We start from the raw sequence: 20,343 nt of genomic DNA on the forward strand, positions 1-20,343 counted from the left end.
ACATATTTAGTCAGATAACAATACATGCTTGCTCTTTTGGTAAGCGGACAGACCGCCCCCACCTAACTCACGACCGATGCCGCTTTGCTTAAAGCCGCCCCACCCTGACTCAGGCAGCACGATTTGTTGTTCATTGATCCAAACATGACCCGCTTCAATCTGTAATGCCATCGCCAATGCGACCTTTTCATCAGTACTGACAATGGTCGCTGCCAACGCATATTTGTTGTCATTGGCCAAACGAATGGCTTCTGCATCGTCTTTGAAGGTTTTGCTAACCAATACTGGTCCGAACACTTCTTCGAGCCACAATTGGCTGGTTTCAGGAACATCGATATAAATAGTGGGCGCGGCAAAATACCCTTGACTAGCTGATATTTCTCCACCAGTCAGGCAAGTAAGGTTTTCGGCAGTCGCAATATCACAGTATTTTTTTACTTGCTTAAGCTGTTGCTCGCTGACCATTGGACCCATCTGAGTGCCTGTATCAAAACCATCACCAACTTGCAGGCTTGCGGTTTTCACTTTCAACGCTTCAAATAAAGTCGGTGCGATATCTTCATGAACAAGCAATCTAGAGGTCGCTGAACATATTTGACCAGCATTGGTAAATACACCGCCAATGATAAGGTCACAAGCGTAATCGATATCGGCATCCGCGCGCACCACAATAGCAGACTTGCCACCAAGCTCAAGACTGACGTCTTTGATGCTCTTTGCCGCTTGGGTCATTACCTTTTCACCCACCACATTACTACCCGTAAAAGAGACTTTATCAATCAGCGGATGACTGGTCATGGCAGCACCAACTTCGGCAGCACCGGGCAAAATATTAACCACGCCTTTTGGCAGCTCGATACCAGACAATACATTGCCCAGCATCAATTCTGGCAATAAGGTCACCTCAGAAGGCTTTAATACCACTGTGCAGCCTGCTGCTAGCGCTGGTGCCAACTTCCAAGAGGTCGTCACCATTGGAAAGTTCCAAGGTACAATCAATGCGCACACGCCAACGGGCGCAAAAGTCTTTAGCAGACGAATGCCAGATTCATTCGTGGATACTTCCGACCACGTTTCTTGATCTGTTATCAGGTTGGCATAATAGCGATAACAAGCGATAGCATCACCGACGTCTATTTTTGCCTCTTCGATGGGCTTACCATTGTTTAAAACAGACAATCCAACCAATTTATCAAATTGCTGCTCCATAGCGTCAGCAATCGCATGCAGATAATGCGCACGCACGCTTACTGGGGTTTGCGACCAATTTGCATAGGCGTCAGAGGCAGCATTGACCGCTGTTTCTACATGGGCACTGGTACATAAGCGTGTCGATGCTAACACCTCACCAGTATTTGGGTCATATAGATTCTGCATATCAGTGTCTTCGCTATCAACCGATGATGCTTCGATGGCAGTCCATTTACCATTGATATAGGCCGCATTTAATACCACTTCATTTTGCATTGTCTCTTTTGCAATTTGTCTGGTTATATCAGTAGCATTTGTCGTTTCCATGATGGTATGTCCTCTCTCATTGTTTATTCGTAGCGTATTTATTGATAATGATTACGGGTGATTGACGCTACTGCCTACCTACGCTGTCATTGTCATCAATCACCCGCCAAAAATCACTGTCGTTTACCCTATCCTACCTTTGTCACGGGGTCTTCTGATTAATACAGGAGATGCGCTACTGAGGTAATAATCACTAGGCTAATCAAAGTACGAAGGATGAAAATCATGAACAGCTCTAGAACATTAAGCTTAATGTTTGACTTCAAAATCAGCGCACCCACTTCAGACATATAAATAATCTGCGTAATAGAGCATGCCCCAACGATGAATCGTGTCATTTCGCTCTCAATACTCTTACCGACCAACGCTGGTAAGTACATATCAGCAAAGCCCATAATCATGGCAGGCGCCGCTTCTGCCGCTTCTGGAATTTGTAGCAATTCAAGCAAAGGCACGAGGGGCGCAGATATCCAGTTAAATACTGGCGTGTACTCTGCCAGCCCTAGACCAATGGTGCCAATAGCAAAAATAACAGGAATCAGACCAAAGTAAATATCAAATAAATTCTTTAGGCTGTGTTTGAACACACTTGCCAGACTTGGCATAGAATACGCACGCGTCACAGCACGATTTAGCGCCCACTGCGGCATACTATACTGAGTAGGAATCTCTTCATCTAGCATACATTTGCCAGAATGATAGGTGTCTGCTTTCAGTGATAATGGCGGGATGCGTGGCATGATAATGGCTGCTATAAAACCAGTCAACGCGATGGTCAGATAAAAGAAGACAAAGTTGTTGTCTACGCCAATTGTTTTCGCTACGACATAAGTAAAAGCGATTGAAGTTACCGAAAAAGTTGTGGCAATAACCGCCGCTTCACGCTGGCTATAATAACTTTTGTCATACTCTTGCATGGTCACTAGCAAGCCGATAGAGGCCGCGCCAAACCAAGAAGACATCGCATCTACCGCTGAGCGTCCGGGTAGTTTAAATAGTTTGATAAAGACTTTGCTGGCTAACGTTCCCAAAAACTCCATCAAACCAAAATCTGTTAAGAACGGCAAGGATAAGATAGCGAAGAAAAATAAAGGAATCAAAATCGGAATCAAATCTTCAAAAATAACGCCGCCGGTATTACGGTTAATAATAAACTCGGGGCCTACTTGTAAAAATATCATCCAGATAAATACTGCGCCCAAAAAACGGGCACCAAACCACAGCCACTCAACATCGAAGAGCTTCTTTATCATAGAGTCTTCGTGCAAGGTAGGTCGTAACAGCTTGACTGAGAGTGCGCCAACAAAAGAGATGGTAACGATCACCAGTGCCACGTAAGCCACATAACCGCCTATCCAGCCTTGTAGTGCATCGGTCAATACGCCCAATAAAATAGTAACCTTGCCATCCCATTGAAAGGGAATGATAAATAGCGCGATACCAAGGGCTGAAAATAAGAGAAATTTCCACAATGACGCTCGCCATTGCTCGCCCTGTGGTGTTTTTGGATCGACAGCATTATTACCTAAGACTGGCTGCTGTGACTTACTGATATGACTCGTCATTTAATTCCTCCATGATAGGCGACGACCGCCAATTTTTCCATTTTGCTGTCTGACCAATGCCTGGGTTTAGCGAATTGGTCGGATCTAGTTTTTTATAAAAATTATGTAGTGCAGGTTTTGCGGTATAGACATGTCCCACGTTGTGCTCAGCAGGGTACTCTATACGACGTCGATCATAAAACGCCAATAGGTCATCCTTGAATTTTTTTGCATCCACTTCAGGGTATAACAGATAGTCTTGGTGCATGACATGACAGAAAAAATGCCCCAAATAAAAGGTTTTACTTACCTGCTTTTGCAAGTCAGTAGGTAGCACCTCATCCCAATCTACGGCATTCCTTGGTAAGGCAATATCAGTCGCTAATAGCTCGCCAAACTTTGTGTGGTTAAGATTGTGATAACGAAACATGGCAGCGGTTGCCGCACTGCGAAACACCAATAATGCTTGGGATTCTTCGGCTGTACAAAGATGTACGACGCCTTGATGCTGCTGCATATGGGACTGTAGAAATGCTTGAGCAGCGGCAATATGCTGATTACTAGCCTTAGCACTGTGATTATCATCGTCACTATCACTATCACTGGCATTCGCGACTTTTATGATCAAATGATAACGGTACGAGAACGCTTGCGTGCTTAAAGGCGCAGGCAATGACGGTGGCATGAAGACACCAGTCATTTGTAGCACCCGATCTGGTAAAGTCTGAGGCAGTCGCCATTTATCCAAATAATAGCCAATCTTGGCTTGTAACCGATACAACGCGCCTATCTTACTGGCTGGCAGTTTGCGCATACTTAAACAAGTATCGCGGCCATAGCGCATGGTTATATCGTTATAGTCTTTGTGCATGTATTCTGCCAAAACAGGCAGGTTCAGCTCGCTTTTTAACCACTGCTGCCTGAGTGTGGTCAAGGTATCAGCGTCATTGGTAGAGATATAGAATGTTTGCTCTTGCGCTGGTTTGGCAAATGTCGCGACTCGAACCGCAAAGACGATGACTTTGCCTGCTGAACCAGAGGCTTCATACAATCCGTTAGGGTCATTGTTAAATCTGGCAGGTGTGTCTGCCTCGCAATCACGCACTTTGTGTTGATAATGATGGTTTGTACAGGACTTACTGTTGGCACTATCTGGATTTTTATTGAACGTGCCAGCTTGTAGGTTTCCAAGCATCTCTTCTGGATCGACACCTAAATCAATGCCTAAGTGATTGATTAATTCAAACTCACCCATAGCATTACGTTTGGCAAATAGTGACATCTCGGTATACGCCGGACCACGCTGCACCAACATACCGCCAGAGCTGTTGCAAATACCGCCAATCACCGAAGCACCAACACAACTAGAGCCCAGCACTGAATGCGGCTCACGCCCCAAAGGTGCAAGCTTGTATTCTAATTGCTGAAGGGTCGCCGCTGGCAAGGCAATAAGCTCTGCTGCGTCATTGAGCAGATGAACACCGCCCAATAGTTGCGTAGAAATAACGATGACTGGTCTGTCATACTTCCCATACGGCGTGGAGCCTCCGGTCAACCCTGTGTTAGCAGCCTGAGCGATAATGATCACATCAGATGCTGCACAGAGGTTAATGACGCGCCATAGTGCCACAAGAGAATGAGGGGTCACCACTGCCAAGATAGCATCTGTGATAGCAGCAATCGCCCCTTGTATATACGACTGCTGCTGACTCGGCTTGGTCAATACATTGGGCGCGCCAGCAACGGCTGCTAAGTCTGCTAACAAACTCGCCTGCGACGCATTCCAACTATTAGACGAGTGGTTAGAATTTAGCATTGCAGACATTTTTCCTTGAGTGACCAGCCTTTAGTACAGTTAAGTAATTATCATCAGCTGAAACAGGTAAAGTCCTTACCTATCTCAATCAGAAAATCATCGGCTTCATCAACTTCATAAATGAAAGGCTGCTTGCCGTTGATATCGTTTTGCAAGGCATCTAGCAGTTGCTGCTTTTCGGTAATTCGGCGATAACCTGCACCAAATCCTGCTGCTAATGGCTCAAAATGTGGCGTCTTAATATTGACCCCAATCAGTGGTAGACCACCCTCTTCCATATAACGACGAATCTCGCCATAGCCTTGGTTGTTCCACAGCAGCACAATCAATGGTAGCTCAAGCTCGGCAGCGCAGATGAGTTCTGCAATCGTAAACTGAATACCGCCATCGCCAATAAGACTAATAACTGGCGATTTTGAGCCAATCATGGCACCTATCGCGGCAGGCAAACCGTAACCTAACGTGCCAAACCCAGTCGACGAGTTAAACCATTTTCGGGTTGCCAGTGCTTCAAAACCAAGATTGCCACTATAGACAGGCTGCGTTGAATCTCCAACAAATATGACGTCTTTTACTTCATCTCGAATCAGCTGAAGTAGTGCATTTTGACCCGCAAAATCTGGTGTCATTTCTGCTAACAATGCCTGTTTTGCCTCGGCGACTCGTGACACCGCTTTATGATTTAACGCTTGGTTTTCTAGACGTGTGCAAAGGCCACTTACAGCCATTTGCGCATCGGATAATACGGCGATATCCGCTCTAAAAGGACGCTGCAATTGCTGAGCATCGCAGTCGATACGAATCAGCTTACCGTTGATTTTAAACTCGCCATTAAAAAACACATCATAATCAGTCTCACCAAGCTCAGTACCAATCGCCAATACCAAATCGGCTTCAGTAATAACGGCTCGACCTGCTGCTAATGATTGATTGCTGCCCAAACTTAACGGATGAGCGGGTGGTAGCAGACCTTTGGCATTAATGGTCAAAAATGTCGGCGCATCGATCAGCTCTGCCAGTTTTTGCGCATCTTGATTGACATCGACGCAGCCACCACCATAGAGCAATACTGGGTTTTTTGCGGTTTTGAGAGATTCGATAATTAAATCAAGCTGTGCAGGATTGGGCAGCGGTCTCATTACTCGCGGCAGCGTTGAACTATTTGCATCAGTTTGGCTGGTTGCCGGACTATTCAAATAAGGCGTTAAATCAGGCGGCTTGGCAACATGACTGGCATCAGCAGTGATCACATCGATTGGCAGCTGGATATGCACTGGCCCCGGACGTGCACCATTGAATAAGGCAAAAGCTTCTGCGATGACCTTGGGTAGCGACTCAGGCTTCCAGATGGTTTTGCTCGTGAGTGCCACCTTGCTGACCATACCTTGCTGATCATGCAATTCATGCAAGTGCCCTTCACCGCTGCCCGTATCTGCTACTTTATTGACACTAGAGATCACCAGCATCGGTATAGAATCAGCCAATGCTTGTGCCATGGCAGTCATAATATTGGTCATGCCAGGGCCGGTAATGATAAAGCAAACGCCAATCTTGCCCGAAGCGCGGTAATAGCCGTCCGCCATAAACCCAGCGCCTTGCTCGTGACGCGGCGTCACATGGCGGATATTGGTGTTTGGCAGACCACGATATAGCTCGACCGTGTGCACACCGGGTATGCCAAACACGGTCTCTACGCCATAGTATTCTAACCACTTTACCAACAGCTCACCGCATGTCAGAGATGGGGTTGCAGGTAATGAAGAAGACGCTTGCGTCAATTGGGTCATGAGTCAGTTATCCTAAAAAAGTTCAATCGCGTTTAAATAAGTTGTTTAGCAGTATACTCAAACTACCCTTTCCCTAAAGGGTAAATCACTATTCGTATCATGAGTGATTATTAGTAAACAGCTTTGACCTTATCGTCATAGCGCACACCCGGTAAAATACATAGCATCTCAAACAATAAGTTCGCTGCCAGTACTGAGGTGTTACCGAATGGGTCATACGGAGGTGACACTTCTACCAAATCGCCACCGACTACTTCCAGTCCGCGCATACCGCGAATGATTTCTATGGCTTGAGTTGAGGTCAGACCACCGATTTCAGCAGTACCCGTACCCGGTGCAAACGCTGGGTCAATACCATCGATATCGAAACTTAAATAGACAGGTCCATCGCCTAGCTTTTCGCGCACTTCTGCCATTAATGGTGTTAGCGACTTGTACCAGCATTCCTCAGCAGGTACAACGCGAAAGCCTTGCTGGGTTGACCAGTCAAACTCTTCGGCGCTATAGCCTGTACCACGTAAGCCAATCTGTACCACACGGTTGCCATCGATTAAGTTCTCTTCGACAGCACGGCGGAACGGTGTACCATGAGCGATTTTTTCGCCAAACATATCATCGTTGATATCTGCATGCGCATCGATATGCACCATACCGACAGGGCCATGTTTTTTGGCAAGCGCACGCAAAATAGGCAAGGCAATGGTATGATCGCCGCCTAGTGTTAGAGGAATCGCGCCATGTTTGACGACTTTTTCTGTATAGAATTTTTCGATGATATCAACGCTTTTCAGCAGGTTGAAAGTATTGATAGGTACATCGCCAATATCAGCAACTTGTAAGGATTCAAAAGGCGCAGCACGAGTGGCCACATTGTAGGGACGAATCATGCGTGATTCATCGCGTATCTGTCTTGGTCCCAATCTAGCACCACTACGGTTTGATGCACCGATGTCCAAAGGTACACCAACGAAAGCCACATCTAATCCTTCTGCATCAGCCTGAGTCGGCAGGCGCATCATAGAAGCAAAGCCGCCAAATCTTGGCATGTCGTTGCCGCTTAATGGTTGATTGAATTTCATAAATCACATCCTTGTTTTAGTGTGTCGGTATAGCCAATTTGTTATATGTCACTTTTTATATGACTCTGACAATACCTAAATAATTGAATACAAACCATGGTAAAATTTAGAAGTAAACTTCTGGTTTTTCGTAGTAAGTTAGATTTAACCGTTATTATCAGAAGTTTGATATAAATTTTATGCTAAAAAAGTGATGAATAGAAAATTCATTTTGATAAACATCACAAGTGCTGAGGGATATTTACTGATGCTAGATGAATTGATAAAAATAGACATCAAAACCTTGCGTAGCTTTATGGCGATTGTAGAGTGTCAGGGCGTGACAGCCGCCCAGTCGCGCTTAAATGTGACGACGTCTGTCATTAGTGGTCATTTGACCCATTTAGAAGACCGCTTGGGTATGACGCTTTGTCATCGTGGACGTGCGGGTTTTAAGCTGACAGAAGATGGTGCAGCAGTATATGAAGCCTGCTTGAGTTTTACCGAAGCGGTTGCCAGCTTTCAACATCAACTGCACTACATTCGTCAATTAGACTCCGTGCATGGCGGTCATATTCGACTGTGTCTCATTGATCAAATGCCGACATTTTTTTATGATGCCTTGCGCCAATGCTTGGCTGCTAGCTATCGTGACAATCCCCTTATCCACTTTTCTATCGACGTGCAAAGCCCTGAAAGCATGTTAGAGAAGCTACTAAGCAACGAGAGTGATATTGGTGTGGGATATTTTGGCAGTTTTCCACCGCTACTAACGTTCCAGCCAGCATTTATTGAAAAGCAGGTAGTTTGCTGTGGGCGCGAGCATCGATTATTTTATGAATCAGAAGGGCTAACTTTTGAGGATTTGGAACAAAACTATCCATGGATAAAACGAGGCTATATTACTGATTTGAGTATCAATCATGTCCGCCCAAAAACTTTGAGTGCCACCACTTATCATATGGAGGCGACCGCGCAGCTGATTTTGGCAGGTCATCATGTTGGTTATCTGCCCAATGACTTAGCCAAGCGTTATGAAGAGATGGGACTGATGAAAATACTACTGCCCACCGAGGCCAGTTATGAGGTCAAGCATCATTGGGCTTACCGAGAAAACTTGCACAAACAGGTCGCTGATTTTTTAAGTCAAATGATGCGTCTATTATCAAAAAGCTCGCCAAAGCTGTAAATGACTAAGGCGTTTCCTAGTATGAGCCAGCTAATATAAGCCAGCTTAAATCATGGCTCATCACCAGCGACGATAAGTGGCTATATCGCTATAGTCGGTTCAATTTAAAAGTGGTACAAGGCAACCGAGTGTAGATGTATATTTAATACTTCAAGCGAGGTTAACGCTGTAACGCTTTTATAATGGATTGACTAGATTGGTTGCTCCTGACGCTTTAAGCCAATGGTTCTTAGCTTGCCTTTATCATCCATTTCTTTGATGACCAATGACCACTTATCATTAATGGCAACGGTATCTCCTGAGACCAGTGCTGTACCTAGATTTCCTGTCACATATTCAGCGACCGTTTGTTCCCACATGCTTTTTGGGCTGTCATTAGGATCAGACTGTAGGCTGTCTACCAGTGATTCAGATTGCATCATAGCCGTAAAGAAGGGTAAATCTCCAAGCTTGACGCTAGGTGATAGTAGCCAGTCGCCATAAAAATCATCGATGGCTTTACGATCCAATGTCGTATCATTAAAAATTTTAGCGATTTTTCTGGCATGATCGCCGCGCATGGCGTACCAGACACCGTCACCAAATTTCAGCTTCGTGTCTTCGTCAATGACCACGATTCTCTGCCTACGTACCAGCGCAAACACACTAATCTCATCAGAGCTAATGCGTTTAGAGATATCCATCGGATGACGACCAATCGCAAATGCCCCTGATTGAACTTCGAATTCATACAAAGTAATACTTGCCTTATCCGACACCCAAACCTCATGCTCCTCTTTTGGATCATCATTGGTCGGAATCCGCACCTTAAACAAATTGGCCATGATAGGAATGGTTGTACCTTGCAAAATCAAGGACAAAACCACGACCCCAAAGGCAATATCAAACAGCATGAAGGCGTTATCTATCCCTGCCATAACAGGCAATATCGCAAGGGTAATAGGTACTGCCCCGCGCAAGCCAACCCAAGAGATAAAGCCTATCTCTCTGTCTTTAAACTTAAAAGGCTTAACGCTGGTATAGACGGCGATAGGACGGGCAACGAAGATCATAAAGGCGGCAATCGCGACTGAATAATGCCAGACATTGATGACGTTTGATGGGGTGACCAATAGTCCTAACACTACGAAAAGCACCGCTTGTGATAACCAAGCAAAGCTGTCCATCACTCGCATCACATGCTCGGTGGAGCGTACCTTGTGATTGCCAATCATCACACCCGTGAGATAAACCGCTAAAAATCCACTACCGCCAATTAGATTGGTCGCGGCAAAGACGGACAAGCCAGCAGATAGTATCAAAATAGCATACATGCCTTCTGCTAAATGTATCTTGGGCAATAATCGAGATAGCAAATAACCGAATAGCAAGCCCATCCCTAGCCCAAAGCTCAACTGCTGGAACAGTAATATCAAAAAGCCAAATACTGTCTGTCCCGCTGGATCAACATTTAGAGCGATAAGACCCGTAACCAATAAAATAGCCAAGGGATCGTTGGCACCAGACTCTAATTCGAGTGTGGCTTGGACGCGATCATTGAGCTTGACACCGCCATTACGCAATAGTGAAAATACCGCTGCCGCATCGGTTGAGCCAACGATAGCTGCCATCAATAGCCCAAAGCGCCAATCGACATCGAGTAGCCAAGTCACGAATACGCCCAGTATCATGACAGTAGCGAGGACACCCCAAGTAGCGAGTGTAACGGCAGGCTTAAGACCAACCCGAAACGATTTAAAAGAGGTGCGCAAACCACCATCTAACAAGATACAAGCCAAAGCTGCCTGCCCAACGAAATTGGCAATACCATATTGAGAAAACTCAATACCTAAAATACCCTGCTCACCTGCCAACATCCCTACCATCAAAAACAACAGCAATAATGGAACGCCCAAACGCGCGGATAACGTACTGGCCATGATACTGGCAAAAATCAACAATGCCCCTACGAGGTATAGGATATTTAAGGTATCCATCTTTTTTAAGCCCTATTTTTATCAATGGTAATGAATTAAGTTGGTGCGAAAATATTACAATTTAATCTTTTATCTTTACCAGTAGACGCCACATCTGAATATTAAAAATATCATTAAGAATAACATCTACTATCATTTCTACAAAAACTATCTATAAAGATTTTTACTAATACTTGCTCTCATTTTAGTCATGATGATACAAGTGAGTTTGATGACATGCCCTCAGTCCTATAAATACAGTTGAAACTGTTTGGCATACTCTTTTCAATACTGACTAAGCCTGAATGTATTGCCAAGTAAGGACTAAAATTGCCGCCGCTATTGTCCAAGCGACAACGCCGAGCAGTAGTGCCTTATATAAACTGATATAGCTGATGCTAAAGAACACCACAAAGGTATAAATAAGGTGCGGGATAACGCCAAGCATACTAAATATCAATGCGACCCTTAAATCAGCAGGACTACGCTCAGTGCCGACGATGAAGTGACTGATTAATGTAAAAGTAGGGAAAAGTGGCGCAAGTGCCGCCAAATAAAAAAATCGAGTTTGCGCAAATAATTGAATTGCCAGTACCATTAAAGCGCCAATAAGCATTTTTAACCAAATCACGACGGGATCATCTCCTGTTGAATGCTAAGGGCTGAACATAGCCCAATCCACCATGATACTAAAGTCTGCAAAGCGATATAAGAGGAACAACAGCTTAATTGACTTACATCATAAAAAGGCTCAAAAAAACCCCACCTAGCAATGGTGCTAAATGGGGCGATGACTGATAATTGTTGATGCTGTTTGCGAACTAATTAATCATTTTTTGGCTTTAGCGCGGCACTGATATCTGCAAGTAATGGCGGGATATCATGCTTATCCGCGATCACCTCGATCATCACTAATTTATCCGTGGTAGCAGCGGCCTTGTCGAGGGCAGATTTTAGCTCACCTGCCGTTTCTACTTTGAGTATGAGACTGTTCTCTTTGTTGGCACCAAAGGCTTGTGGCATGATCTGCCAGTCGCATTTAGGAATATCATTGTAGTATTGGTTTTCGCCATGAATCGCACGCTCCACGGTATATCCATCGTTGTTAATTAAGACGATGACTGGATTGATACGCTCCTGAATCATGACTGCCAGTTCTTGAATAGTCAATAATGCTGAGCCATCACCAATCAATAAAACACTGCGCTTGTCTGGCGATGCGATAGCAGCACCTAAGCTGGCTGGCAACGTATAGCCAATCGACCCCCACATTGGTTGCCCATAAGAGGTAACCCCTTCTGGCAGACGCACATCACTGATACCAAAATAGGCCGTTCCTTGTTCTGAAAAAACCAAATTATTATGATCTAAGCGCGCAGCGATGATATGCCACAGATCGTCTTGGCGGATAGCCTCATCATCTTTGCCATTTTGTTCATGAGGATTAACCGGCTCACAGAAAGATTTTGGTACGATATTGATGCCAGAGGTCATCACTTCATGTAACGCTTGCAGCGCATCTTTTAGCGCAATCGGTGCAAAGTTTTGACCGCTGATAGAAGCCCGTTCATAATGCAAGTCTACGACCACATCCTCATTGATATCTTGGCTGAATCCTGCGGTAGTCGTATCGGTATACTGCACCCCTACTTTGATCAGGCATTCACAGTTTTCTACCGCATCTTTGACCACAGGACGCGAGGCAACACCTGCATAAGTTCCTGCCCAACGCTCACTATTTTCATCAAGCAGCGTTTTGCCCCAAGACAGCGTTGTATAAGGAATGTCAGTATCAGCGATAAGTGCTTTGAGCTGATTTTGCAATCCTAAACGATGCACCATCAAATCTGCCATAAGCATCATGGTTTTGTTTGGCAAAAACTCCGTCAATGCTTGTTTGAAATCTGCCAGTGCCGCTTGACTGGTGATATCTTCTTGGCTGTCAATCAGCTTGGTGGTTGGTGGATAGATAGGCTGACGCGCAACATCAGGCGATAGTAACAGATAGCCGGGGCGATGCTTTTTAAGGATTAAACGAATGACACGGTCAATCTCTGAAGCCGCGTTTTCTGGTGTAATTTGCGCCCGTGCCACGGTCACAGGCTCGACCATTTTAATAAAGTGATTGAATACACCATCACCAAGCGAGTGATGAATACGGCGCTTTGAGTCTTGTAGAGCGGTACTTGGTGCTCCTACGATATGCAATACAGGCGCGTACTCAGCAAAAGAGCCTGCCGTCGCGTTAATCGCTGATAACTCGCCCACACCAAAGGTCGTCACCATCGCAGCAAATCCACGCTCGCGTGCATAACCATCAGCAGCATAGCCGGCATTTAGCTCATTAGTATTACCTACCCAGCGCAGCTTATCAGATGCGAGAACATTGTCTAAAAAAGTTAGATTAAAATCACCAGGTACGCCAAATATCTCAGATGCGCCCGCTTCTGCGACACGATCAAACAAATAATCGGCGATGGTATAGTGTTGACTCATTGTATATCCCTATGACTTATCTTTATAAGTATTGATAACTGTGAATGTAATTGAGGTTAAATTATAAAGTGCATCCCAGCTTATTTATGTAATGCAAAGCTTTTGGAATACATATTATAATAAACTGTTATAACATACATTTATGGCTAGAAGACACGCCTATTTTACTAACTTTGGTTTTTTTCGTCATGGGTGTTGACACACCAAAAAAACTGCGTATAATACGCCATCATCAACTGACGATAGTTAATTGATAATTAGCGGGAATAGCTCAGTGGTAGAGCATAACCTTGCCAAGGTTGGGGTCGAGAGTTCGAATCTCTTTTCCCGCTCCAAATACTTAAAAATCCTCACTTAACAGTGAGGATTTTTTTTGTCTAATTTTTGGGCTTTATAGGAGATTTTATGACACGCCCTAATATTAAAAAATAATTAGACCTTACAGGCTACACTAGCAGCTTTTGCTTTTTCATAGACACTTTCAGCATCGAGTCCTAATGCGCTTACATCGTCTAAGTATTTCTGTGTTCCTTTTAGCAGAGGTCCTTTCCAATCTGGATCATTAAGTGGATCTGGAATATCAATGATCTCATCACCTCTATCTTTAGCAGCTTGCAAACCTAATAAATCAGTTCTATCCCACATCTCACCAACTTTCTTAGTAAGAGCCATACCTGAGTTATCATCAATGACCTTTTTTAAATCATCAGGCAAACTTTCATATTTATCTTTATTCATAGTCATCATCAGAGCAGAACTATAAAATGGGATATTGGTATGATATTTGGTTAACTCATCAAGCTTGAAAGTTGTGATCGCCTCCCATGGAAAGCTTAATCCATCAACCACACCGCGCTGTAGAGACGTATATATATCATTGGCAGGTAAACCCACAGGAGAGGCACCCATACTTTCGATAATATCACCTGCTACAGCAGATGGCCTGCGGATACGCATCCCTTTCATATCTTCGGGAGTTCGAATAAGCTTATCAGCACTATGTAATGTACCAGGGCCGGTAGCGAACATAAAAAGGAGATGTGAATCTTCATATTCGCTAGATATAGTGCCATTTTCATAAAGGGTTTGCAGCATACAACCTGTCTGTGTTGATGAATTAGACAAACCGGGAAGCTCTGCAATCTGGGTCAGTGGAAAGCGACCACTAGTATAACCCTGTACTTGAGAACCGATGTCAATCGTTCCCTTTACTGTGGATTCATAAGCGGTATCTGCTTTACTGAGTGTTGCCGATGGATATACCTCAACCTTAAGACGACCATTAGAATCTTCTCCAATTTTTTTGGCCCATGGCTCAAAGATTTCTTTATTAACATCAGCAGTGGCGGGATAAAAATGGGAGAAACGTAGAACGGTAACTTCTTGATTTGAGGCAACTTCGCTACTGTTATCAGATTGGCCAGAACAACCAAAAAGGCTAATAGCTGCTAGTGCACCTATCGAAAAAAAAGGTGCTAATTTCATTATCAATTCCTTTTGATAGCGATTATTTTTTTGACATTTGATTGATATTAAGACTTAATTAATCTGCTTCAATAGACATAAGCACTTTAAATTAAAACTGCTTAATATTCAAAACGCTACTTAAAATTAACAGCTAAAATGATAACAGTCAAATCATTTAACGACGATTCTCTAGAAGTGATGATATAGCTGATACTACGTAAAATGGGTACACGACATTATGATGCGTGACTGGCAAAAAAATTATTCATGAATTCAAAGAAGAAACTTAGCTCACGATTGACCAACGAGCAGATAGGAATGAAGCGTGATTTAATATCATGATTAAAAGGCTTTAAGTTGATAAACCTTACTATGATAAGTTTGCCAAGTTTGCTTGTGCGATTTTTTAATATAGATCATGACAGGTTGCGCAATATTTATATCGTTAGTATCATCTCAGTTTTGAGATGACTCAATTACAATTAGGAAAAACCTTATGGCAAAATTAGAATCAAACATCGAATTAGAAGCAGCGGCATTTCGTCGCTTACTAGCTCATTTAGACGAGCGTAAAGATGTACAAAATATCGAACTGATGAACCTTGCCGACTTTTGTCGTAACTGCTTATCCAAATGGTATAAAGCGGCTGGTGAGGAGCGTGGTATTGAAATCGAATACGAGGATGCGCGCGAGCTTGTTTATGGTATGCCTTATGCTGAGTGGAAAGAAAAGTATCAACAAAAAGCAACACCAGAGCAATTAGCGCGCTTTAACGAGATTGAAGCTGTTAAGAAAAAATCGGATTAAAACTAACAGTGATGGCTCAAATAAAATAAACCATCACTAGGGCGTGTCCTAAATAATTATATCAAAAAACCCAACATTGCCGCTAGATTAGCGGCTTTCTATAGATTTGAGTATGCTGCTAAACCCTATGGTTCCTTGTTTCTGCATTTGACGGTCAAATAGGCGACCGATTAATGGCAATGGTACCGTCAATCGACCCTCAGATATCCAAGTCACGTGTGTGGTGCCATCGCCCAAGTCTTTTAAATCAATGACGCCTTTATCATGTTGCATTTTTATAGGTTTAGCTTTTTCGATTTGGTATTGCATATGAGTAGGACGCTCAAACGCCGTAATTCGCTCCCAAAACTTAACAGGTCCCGTTTGAATGCTACGTAAAGCCCCAACGCCATTGCGCTCCTCGTCACCTTCATTCACCAACTTAGCTACACCTACTGCTTTAAATGAGCCATAACTGGCGTGGTCACTCAGTGCTTCAAACACCTCATCAATCGGTTTTTTGACAATGCGTTCTACTTTTATTTTAAACATAATATTATCCCGTTAAGATCAAAGTTGAAATTATTTAGCTTACTGACATTTAAAACATGAATAAAGCAGTCGCACGTCAAAAACTTATGATCGCGAAACTACTACCGTTTAGACCCTCGGCCTTTTGAAGGACGCCTGCCATTTGTAGCAGGTTTGCCATTGCCTCCAGACTTACCATTACCCCCTGACGGCTTACCACGACCAGCAGGACGCCCATCCCTACCTTTAGAACCCGCTGGTTTTCTAGCATCATCCTTGGAGTATTTTTTATTTCCCTTTGCTGCACCCGCTGGTTTTGAAGACGACTTTGCTTTTGACGAGTCATCGGCACGAGGGTTTTTGCGTGGTACATTACGAGATTTTTTAGCCGGTTTACTGTCTTGCGAAGAAGAATCTTCTACAGATTTAAGTAAAACAGATAGCTCTTTTGGCGTCAAATCTCGCCAGTCTCCAACGGGTGTACCCTTGAGACTGACATTCATAATCCGCGTACGCTCAAGTTTCACGACTTCATAGCCAAAGTGCTCACACATACGGCGAATTTGACGGTTCAGACCTTGCACTAGCGTGATGTTGAATACGTTGGGCGCTACTTTAGTTACTGGGCATTTTTTCGTCATTTTGCCAAGCATCGGCACACCGCCCGCCAAACCCTCAATAACACTGTCGGTTAACGGCTTATTGACCGTGACCAGATACTCTTTTTCATGGTTATTACCAGCACGCAACACTTTATTAACCAAATCGCCATTATTGGTCAGAAAGATTAAACCTTGAGAATCTTTATCCAAACGACCAATGGGGAAAATACGTAAGCTGTGTCTCACAAAGTCGACAATGTTATTTTTCTCAGAGCTTTCTGTGGTGCTCACAATGCCCACTGGCTTATTCAAAACAATAAACACAAAATCATCTGCCTCTCGTGGCTCGATGAGCTGCCCGTTAACTTTCACCGCATCTCCAGCAACCACTTGCGCGCCTACTTGAGCACGCTTGCCATTGACGTACACATTACCTTGCTCAATAAAGCGGTCAGCGTCGCGCCTAGAGCAAATGCCGCTTTCGCTGATGTATTTATTTAAACGAGTCGAGGAAGCGTTAAACATAAAGCACCGTTTTACCTGATAAGAAGCCTTTTTTACTAAGAAAAAAGCCTAAATTGAATGGATCGTCAACAACGAAATAGCTCACATTATATAGGAAATTCAATGTCCCTTTGAGGAGAGATGGGTAAGAACCTATAAACATATCCAGAATCGTATAAATCGCAGCGGTTGACTCAATAAAGCCAACGTTAGCACACCGTTACTCAATAATCATTAAGCCATGATATTATTGGCGTATGATATACACGATAAATTTGAGCATCTTATCTATACTATATTTAACCATTACTATTGAGCCTCGTTATGCCCCAATCTCGTACCAATCTAAACCCTGAACCCAAAACCAACTCGCCTTATTTAGTCGGTGTGCTGTTACGTTACAGTACTTTTGCCGCTGCTGTTTTGCTGTTTTTAGCAGGGCTATTATTGATGAATTGGTGGCTGATTATTCTTGGCGGGTTTGGGGTATGTTTGGGGATTTATGACGTTATACAGTCAAAGCATGCCATCTTGAGAAACTATCCAGTGGCTGGGCATATCCGCTACGTACTTGAAGACTTCCGTCCTGAGATTCGTCAGTATTTGTTAGAAAACGATAAAGAGCAAGTACCGTTTTCACGCCAGCAGCGTGCCTTGGTTTATCAACGCGCCAAGAACGTTAGTGATACCAATGCTTTTGGCACACTAGACAATCTCTACACCCATGGTAAAGAATGGTTTTTGCAATCCGCCATCAGCCAGCCTTTAGAAAACCAAGACTTTCGCATTATGGTGGGCGGTGAGCGTTGTCAGCAGCCGCATGATATGTCGGTATTTAATATCTCGGCGATGAGTTTCGGCAGTCTGTCAGCAAACGCTATCATGGCGCTTAATCAAGGCGCAAAAATAGGCGGTTTTACTCATGACACGGGTGAAGGTGCCATCAGTCCTTATCATCGCAAGTTCGGTGGTGATTTGATTTGGGAGCTAGGTACGGGTTACTTTGGTTGCCGCGATGAAAACGGTGATTTTAGTCCGCAATCCTTTACCGAAAAAGCCGTCGATCCACAAGTGAAAATGATTGAGATTAAGCTATCTCAAGGCGCAAAGCCTGGTAAAGGTGGCGTCTTACCATCCAGCAAAATCACTCAAGAAATCGCTGATACACGTCAAGTGCCGATGGGGCAAGACTGCGTTTCACCCTCTTCGCATACGGCATTTAGCACACCGCGTGAGCTAGTCGCCTTCTGGCAACAACTGCGCGAGTTATCTGGTGGCAAGCCGGTTGGCTTTAAGCTATGTATTGGCCAACCTTGGCAGTTTATGGCCATCGTCAAAGCCATGATAGAGACGGACAATTATCCTGATTTTATCGTTATCGATGGCGCAGAAGGTGGTACGGGTGCCGCCCCTGTCGAGTTTATGGACAATGTTGGCATGCCAATGGTCGAAGGGTTTTTATTGGTACACAATACCTTGGTCGGTGCAGGCATTCGCGATAAAATCAAACTTGGCGTGAGCGGTAAAATCGTCTCTGGCTTCGATATTGCCCGTATGATTGCGTTGGGCGCAGACTGGTGTAATTCAGCGCGCGGCTTTATGTTTGCCGTTGGCTGTATTCAATCACGCTCGTGTCATACCAACACTTGCCCGACTGGCGTTGCCACCCAAGACCCGTATCGTCAAAAGGCGTTGGATGTACCGAGCAAAGCTGAGCGTGTTGCAAGTTTCCATAAAAACACCCTAAAATCGCTTGCCAGTATCGTGGGTGCGGTCGGCTTACAACACCCAAGCCAATTACAACCTTATCATATCGCTCGACGCCTCGATGACGGGCAGATAAAGCTATTATCGAAATTCTTTTATTTCACTGATAGAGGTGCCTTGCTTAATAGTAGTGCCCGCGCGGACGTGTTCAATCAGATGTGGGTAATGGCGAACCCTGATAGCTTTTTAGCCAATGATGATGCCCTCATTGCTTATAATAAAGACTCACGAGATAAAGGTAGAGAAACCACCACATCAGCGGAACAGAGTCTTGGGAACTTTGCGAGTATCAGTGGCGGTGGGCAGTTAATCGGCAACGTCAACAATACTTTTCGTGAATTTCCACCTAGCAATGACTGAAAATAGTATTGAAAAATAGTGATGAGTATTTCACTATCCGTGAGCGTTTATATTTTACTCTTTATCAAAAAGACAGATGATTGATGCCAAGTTCCGTTTTCACCTTACCGCACACTCTACTGACAGCAGCGCTTATTACGTTAAGCGTTAGTGCTTGCCAGCCCATTACCAAACAAGATTCTGATAGTAATACAGGAATTTGGTCATGCCAGACGCAAAACTCACCGTTTACTTACAGCGTCTGTCGTGTTGATGCTGATGCGTTAAATAGCGAACGCTCTTCTCTACAGCTTTTTTGGCAGCCCTCTGATAGCAGTCAGCCGCTACTGACCTTTGACAATTTATTAGCGACTTTGCCAGCCAACCAAACACTTACCTTTGCCATGAATGCGGGCATGTATAACGACAATTATGCACCGATTGGCTATACTGTCATCGACGGTAAAGAGATTCGCGCGTTAAATACCAAAGAAGGTGGCGGCAATTTTCATTTACTGCCCAATGGTGTGCTGTGGTGGGATAAAACGGGTAAAGTACAAATCACAGAAAGCAATGCTTTAAATGAGCAGCTTAAAAATGATGAGGCAGAGCCTAGGTATGCCACTCAATCAGGTCCTATGCTGGTCATCAATAACGAGATACACCCGCAATTTAACCCTGATAGTACCTCACTCAAGATTCGTAATGGCGCAGGTGTTTGTGACGACGGTAGCATACAGTTTGTTAATAGCGATGAACCAGTCACGTTTTATCAATTTGCATCGTTGTTTAAGGATGACTTAAGCTGTCCAAACGCGCTCTTTTTAGATGGTGGGATTGCGTCAGCGTTATATGCGCACAGCATTGATAAGCACGATAAAAAAGAGATGGGCGTGATGATTGGATTGGTTAAAAGTAAAGATTAATTTGCCTTTATATTTCAAAGTTAATATCTAATCAACTGCCTGCCCTCATATAGTTAT

At 44.0% G+C, this 20,343-nt stretch carries 15 protein-coding genes and 1 tRNA gene; 5 read left to right on the forward strand and 11 right to left on the reverse strand.

The window, feature by feature from the left end:
- Positions 1-6: 6 nt before the first annotated feature.
- The 5 genes from AAEY72_RS07875 to speB form a co-directional block, all read right to left on the reverse strand.
- Complete coding sequence (locus AAEY72_RS07875) at positions 7-1,518, reverse strand: aldehyde dehydrogenase family protein (RefSeq protein ID WP_352310132.1); 1,512 nt, start codon at positions 1,516-1,518, stop codon at positions 7-9.
- Between the two features lie 158 nt (positions 1,519-1,676).
- Positions 1,677-3,083 carry a YjiH family protein gene (locus AAEY72_RS07880; protein WP_352310133.1) on the reverse strand — a complete coding sequence of 469 codons (1,407 nt, stop codon included), beginning with the start codon at positions 3,081-3,083 and terminating at the stop codon, positions 1,677-1,679.
- Positions 3,064-4,878 (reverse strand): D-lactate dehydrogenase, encoded by a 1,815-nt coding sequence (dld, locus tag AAEY72_RS07885; RefSeq protein WP_352310134.1) that lies wholly within the window; start codon positions 4,876-4,878, stop codon positions 3,064-3,066. The genes AAEY72_RS07880 and dld overlap by 20 nt, the downstream gene beginning before the upstream one ends.
- Before the next feature lie 53 nt (positions 4,879-4,931).
- Positions 4,932-6,665 carry a 5-guanidino-2-oxopentanoate decarboxylase gene (locus AAEY72_RS07890; RefSeq protein WP_352310135.1) on the reverse strand — a complete coding sequence of 578 codons (1,734 nt, stop codon included), beginning with the start codon at positions 6,663-6,665 and terminating at the stop codon, positions 4,932-4,934.
- A gap of 110 nt (positions 6,666-6,775) precedes the next feature.
- Positions 6,776-7,744, reverse strand: coding sequence for an agmatinase (gene speB / locus AAEY72_RS07895; RefSeq protein ID WP_010199708.1), 969 nt, complete (start codon positions 7,742-7,744; stop codon positions 6,776-6,778).
- A gap of 247 nt (positions 7,745-7,991) precedes the next feature.
- Here speB and AAEY72_RS07900 point away from each other — a divergent pair, with 247 nt between their 5' ends.
- Positions 7,992-8,912 carry a LysR family transcriptional regulator gene (locus tag AAEY72_RS07900; RefSeq protein WP_010199705.1) on the forward strand — a complete coding sequence of 307 codons (921 nt, stop codon included), beginning with the start codon at positions 7,992-7,994 and terminating at the stop codon, positions 8,910-8,912.
- A 191-nt stretch (positions 8,913-9,103) separates the two neighbouring features.
- Here AAEY72_RS07900 and AAEY72_RS07905 read toward each other — a convergent pair whose 3' ends face one another.
- The 3 genes from AAEY72_RS07905 to AAEY72_RS07915 all read right to left on the reverse strand — a co-directional run bounded on the left by AAEY72_RS07905 (position 9,104) and on the right by AAEY72_RS07915 (position 13,363).
- The gene (locus AAEY72_RS07905; RefSeq protein ID WP_352310136.1) at positions 9,104-10,888 is read right to left on the reverse strand and encodes a potassium/proton antiporter; all 1,785 of its coding nucleotides are present in this window, start codon (positions 10,886-10,888) and stop codon (positions 9,104-9,106) included.
- A gap of 274 nt (positions 10,889-11,162) precedes the next feature.
- Positions 11,163-11,498 (reverse strand): GlpM family protein, encoded by a 336-nt coding sequence (locus AAEY72_RS07910; protein ID WP_240215896.1) that lies wholly within the window; start codon positions 11,496-11,498, stop codon positions 11,163-11,165.
- Positions 11,499-11,692: 194 nt separating this feature from the next.
- On the reverse strand, positions 11,693-13,363 hold the full coding sequence (locus AAEY72_RS07915; RefSeq protein WP_352310137.1) for an alpha-keto acid decarboxylase family protein: 1,671 nt from the start codon (positions 13,361-13,363) through the stop codon (positions 11,693-11,695).
- 260 nt (positions 13,364-13,623) lie between these two features.
- Here AAEY72_RS07915 and AAEY72_RS07920 point away from each other — a divergent pair.
- A tRNA-Gly gene (locus tag AAEY72_RS07920) sits at positions 13,624-13,698 on the forward strand.
- A 97-nt stretch (positions 13,699-13,795) separates the two neighbouring features.
- Here AAEY72_RS07920 and AAEY72_RS07925 read toward each other — a convergent pair.
- The gene (locus AAEY72_RS07925; RefSeq protein WP_194619999.1) at positions 13,796-14,848 is read right to left on the reverse strand and encodes a TRAP transporter substrate-binding protein; all 1,053 of its coding nucleotides are present in this window, start codon (positions 14,846-14,848) and stop codon (positions 13,796-13,798) included.
- A 478-nt stretch (positions 14,849-15,326) separates the two neighbouring features.
- Here AAEY72_RS07925 and AAEY72_RS07930 point away from each other — a divergent pair, with 478 nt between their 5' ends.
- Entirely contained in the window at positions 15,327-15,638 is a 312-nt protein-coding gene (locus AAEY72_RS07930) for a DUF1244 domain-containing protein (protein ID WP_352310138.1), read from the forward strand.
- An 87-nt stretch (positions 15,639-15,725) separates the two neighbouring features.
- Here AAEY72_RS07930 and AAEY72_RS07935 read toward each other — a convergent pair whose 3' ends face one another.
- Positions 15,726-16,169 carry an SRPBCC family protein gene (locus AAEY72_RS07935; RefSeq protein WP_240215895.1) on the reverse strand — a complete coding sequence of 148 codons (444 nt, stop codon included), beginning with the start codon at positions 16,167-16,169 and terminating at the stop codon, positions 15,726-15,728.
- Positions 16,170-16,270: 101 nt separating this feature from the next.
- Positions 16,271-17,275 (reverse strand): 23S rRNA pseudouridine(2604) synthase RluF, encoded by a 1,005-nt coding sequence (rluF, locus tag AAEY72_RS07940; protein WP_352310139.1) that lies wholly within the window; start codon positions 17,273-17,275, stop codon positions 16,271-16,273.
- 303 nt (positions 17,276-17,578) lie between these two features.
- Here rluF and AAEY72_RS07945 point away from each other — a divergent pair, with 303 nt between their 5' ends.
- Positions 17,579-19,381, forward strand: coding sequence for an FMN-binding glutamate synthase family protein (locus AAEY72_RS07945; RefSeq protein WP_352310140.1), 1,803 nt, complete (start codon positions 17,579-17,581; stop codon positions 19,379-19,381).
- A gap of 83 nt (positions 19,382-19,464) precedes the next feature.
- Positions 19,465-20,286, forward strand: a complete 822-nt coding sequence (locus AAEY72_RS07950; RefSeq protein ID WP_352310141.1) for a phosphodiester glycosidase family protein — start codon at positions 19,465-19,467, stop codon at positions 20,284-20,286.
- Positions 20,287-20,343: the final 57 nt, after the last annotated feature.

Source organism: Psychrobacter sp. W2-37-MNA-CIBAN-0211 (genome assembly GCF_040309405.1).
Classification (GTDB): domain Bacteria; phylum Pseudomonadota; class Gammaproteobacteria; order Pseudomonadales; family Moraxellaceae; genus Psychrobacter; species Psychrobacter glaciei.

What these genes read in the sequence shown, in the direction of transcription:
- AAEY72_RS07875 (WP_352310132.1), bottom strand. Translation starts at nt 1,518, where the DNA reads ATGGAAACGACAAATGCTACTGATATAACCAGACAAATTGCAAAAGAG.
- AAEY72_RS07880 (WP_352310133.1), bottom strand. Translation starts at nt 3,083, where the DNA reads ATGACGAGTCATATCAGTAAGTCACAGCAGCCAGTCTTAGGTAATAAT.
- dld (WP_352310134.1), bottom strand. Translation starts at nt 4,878, where the DNA reads ATGCTAAATTCTAACCACTCGTCTAATAGTTGGAATGCGTCGCAGGCG.
- AAEY72_RS07890 (WP_352310135.1), bottom strand. Translation starts at nt 6,665, where the DNA reads ATGACCCAATTGACGCAAGCGTCTTCTTCATTACCTGCAACCCCATCT.
- speB (WP_010199708.1), bottom strand. Translation starts at nt 7,744, where the DNA reads ATGAAATTCAATCAACCATTAAGCGGCAACGACATGCCAAGATTTGGC.
- AAEY72_RS07900 (WP_010199705.1), top strand. Translation starts at nt 7,992, where the DNA reads ATGCTAGATGAATTGATAAAAATAGACATCAAAACCTTGCGTAGCTTT.
- AAEY72_RS07905 (WP_352310136.1), bottom strand. Translation starts at nt 10,888, where the DNA reads ATGGATACCTTAAATATCCTATACCTCGTAGGGGCATTGTTGATTTTT.
- AAEY72_RS07915 (WP_352310137.1), bottom strand. Translation starts at nt 13,363, where the DNA reads ATGAGTCAACACTATACCATCGCCGATTATTTGTTTGATCGTGTCGCA.
- AAEY72_RS07925 (WP_194619999.1), bottom strand. Translation starts at nt 14,848, where the DNA reads ATGAAATTAGCACCTTTTTTTTCGATAGGTGCACTAGCAGCTATTAGC.
- AAEY72_RS07930 (WP_352310138.1), top strand. Translation starts at nt 15,327, where the DNA reads ATGGCAAAATTAGAATCAAACATCGAATTAGAAGCAGCGGCATTTCGT.
- AAEY72_RS07935 (WP_240215895.1), bottom strand. Translation starts at nt 16,169, where the DNA reads ATGTTTAAAATAAAAGTAGAACGCATTGTCAAAAAACCGATTGATGAG.
- rluF (WP_352310139.1), bottom strand. Translation starts at nt 17,275, where the DNA reads ATGTTTAACGCTTCCTCGACTCGTTTAAATAAATACATCAGCGAAAGC.
- AAEY72_RS07945 (WP_352310140.1), top strand. Translation starts at nt 17,579, where the DNA reads ATGCCCCAATCTCGTACCAATCTAAACCCTGAACCCAAAACCAACTCG.
- AAEY72_RS07950 (WP_352310141.1), top strand. Translation starts at nt 19,465, where the DNA reads ATGCCAAGTTCCGTTTTCACCTTACCGCACACTCTACTGACAGCAGCG.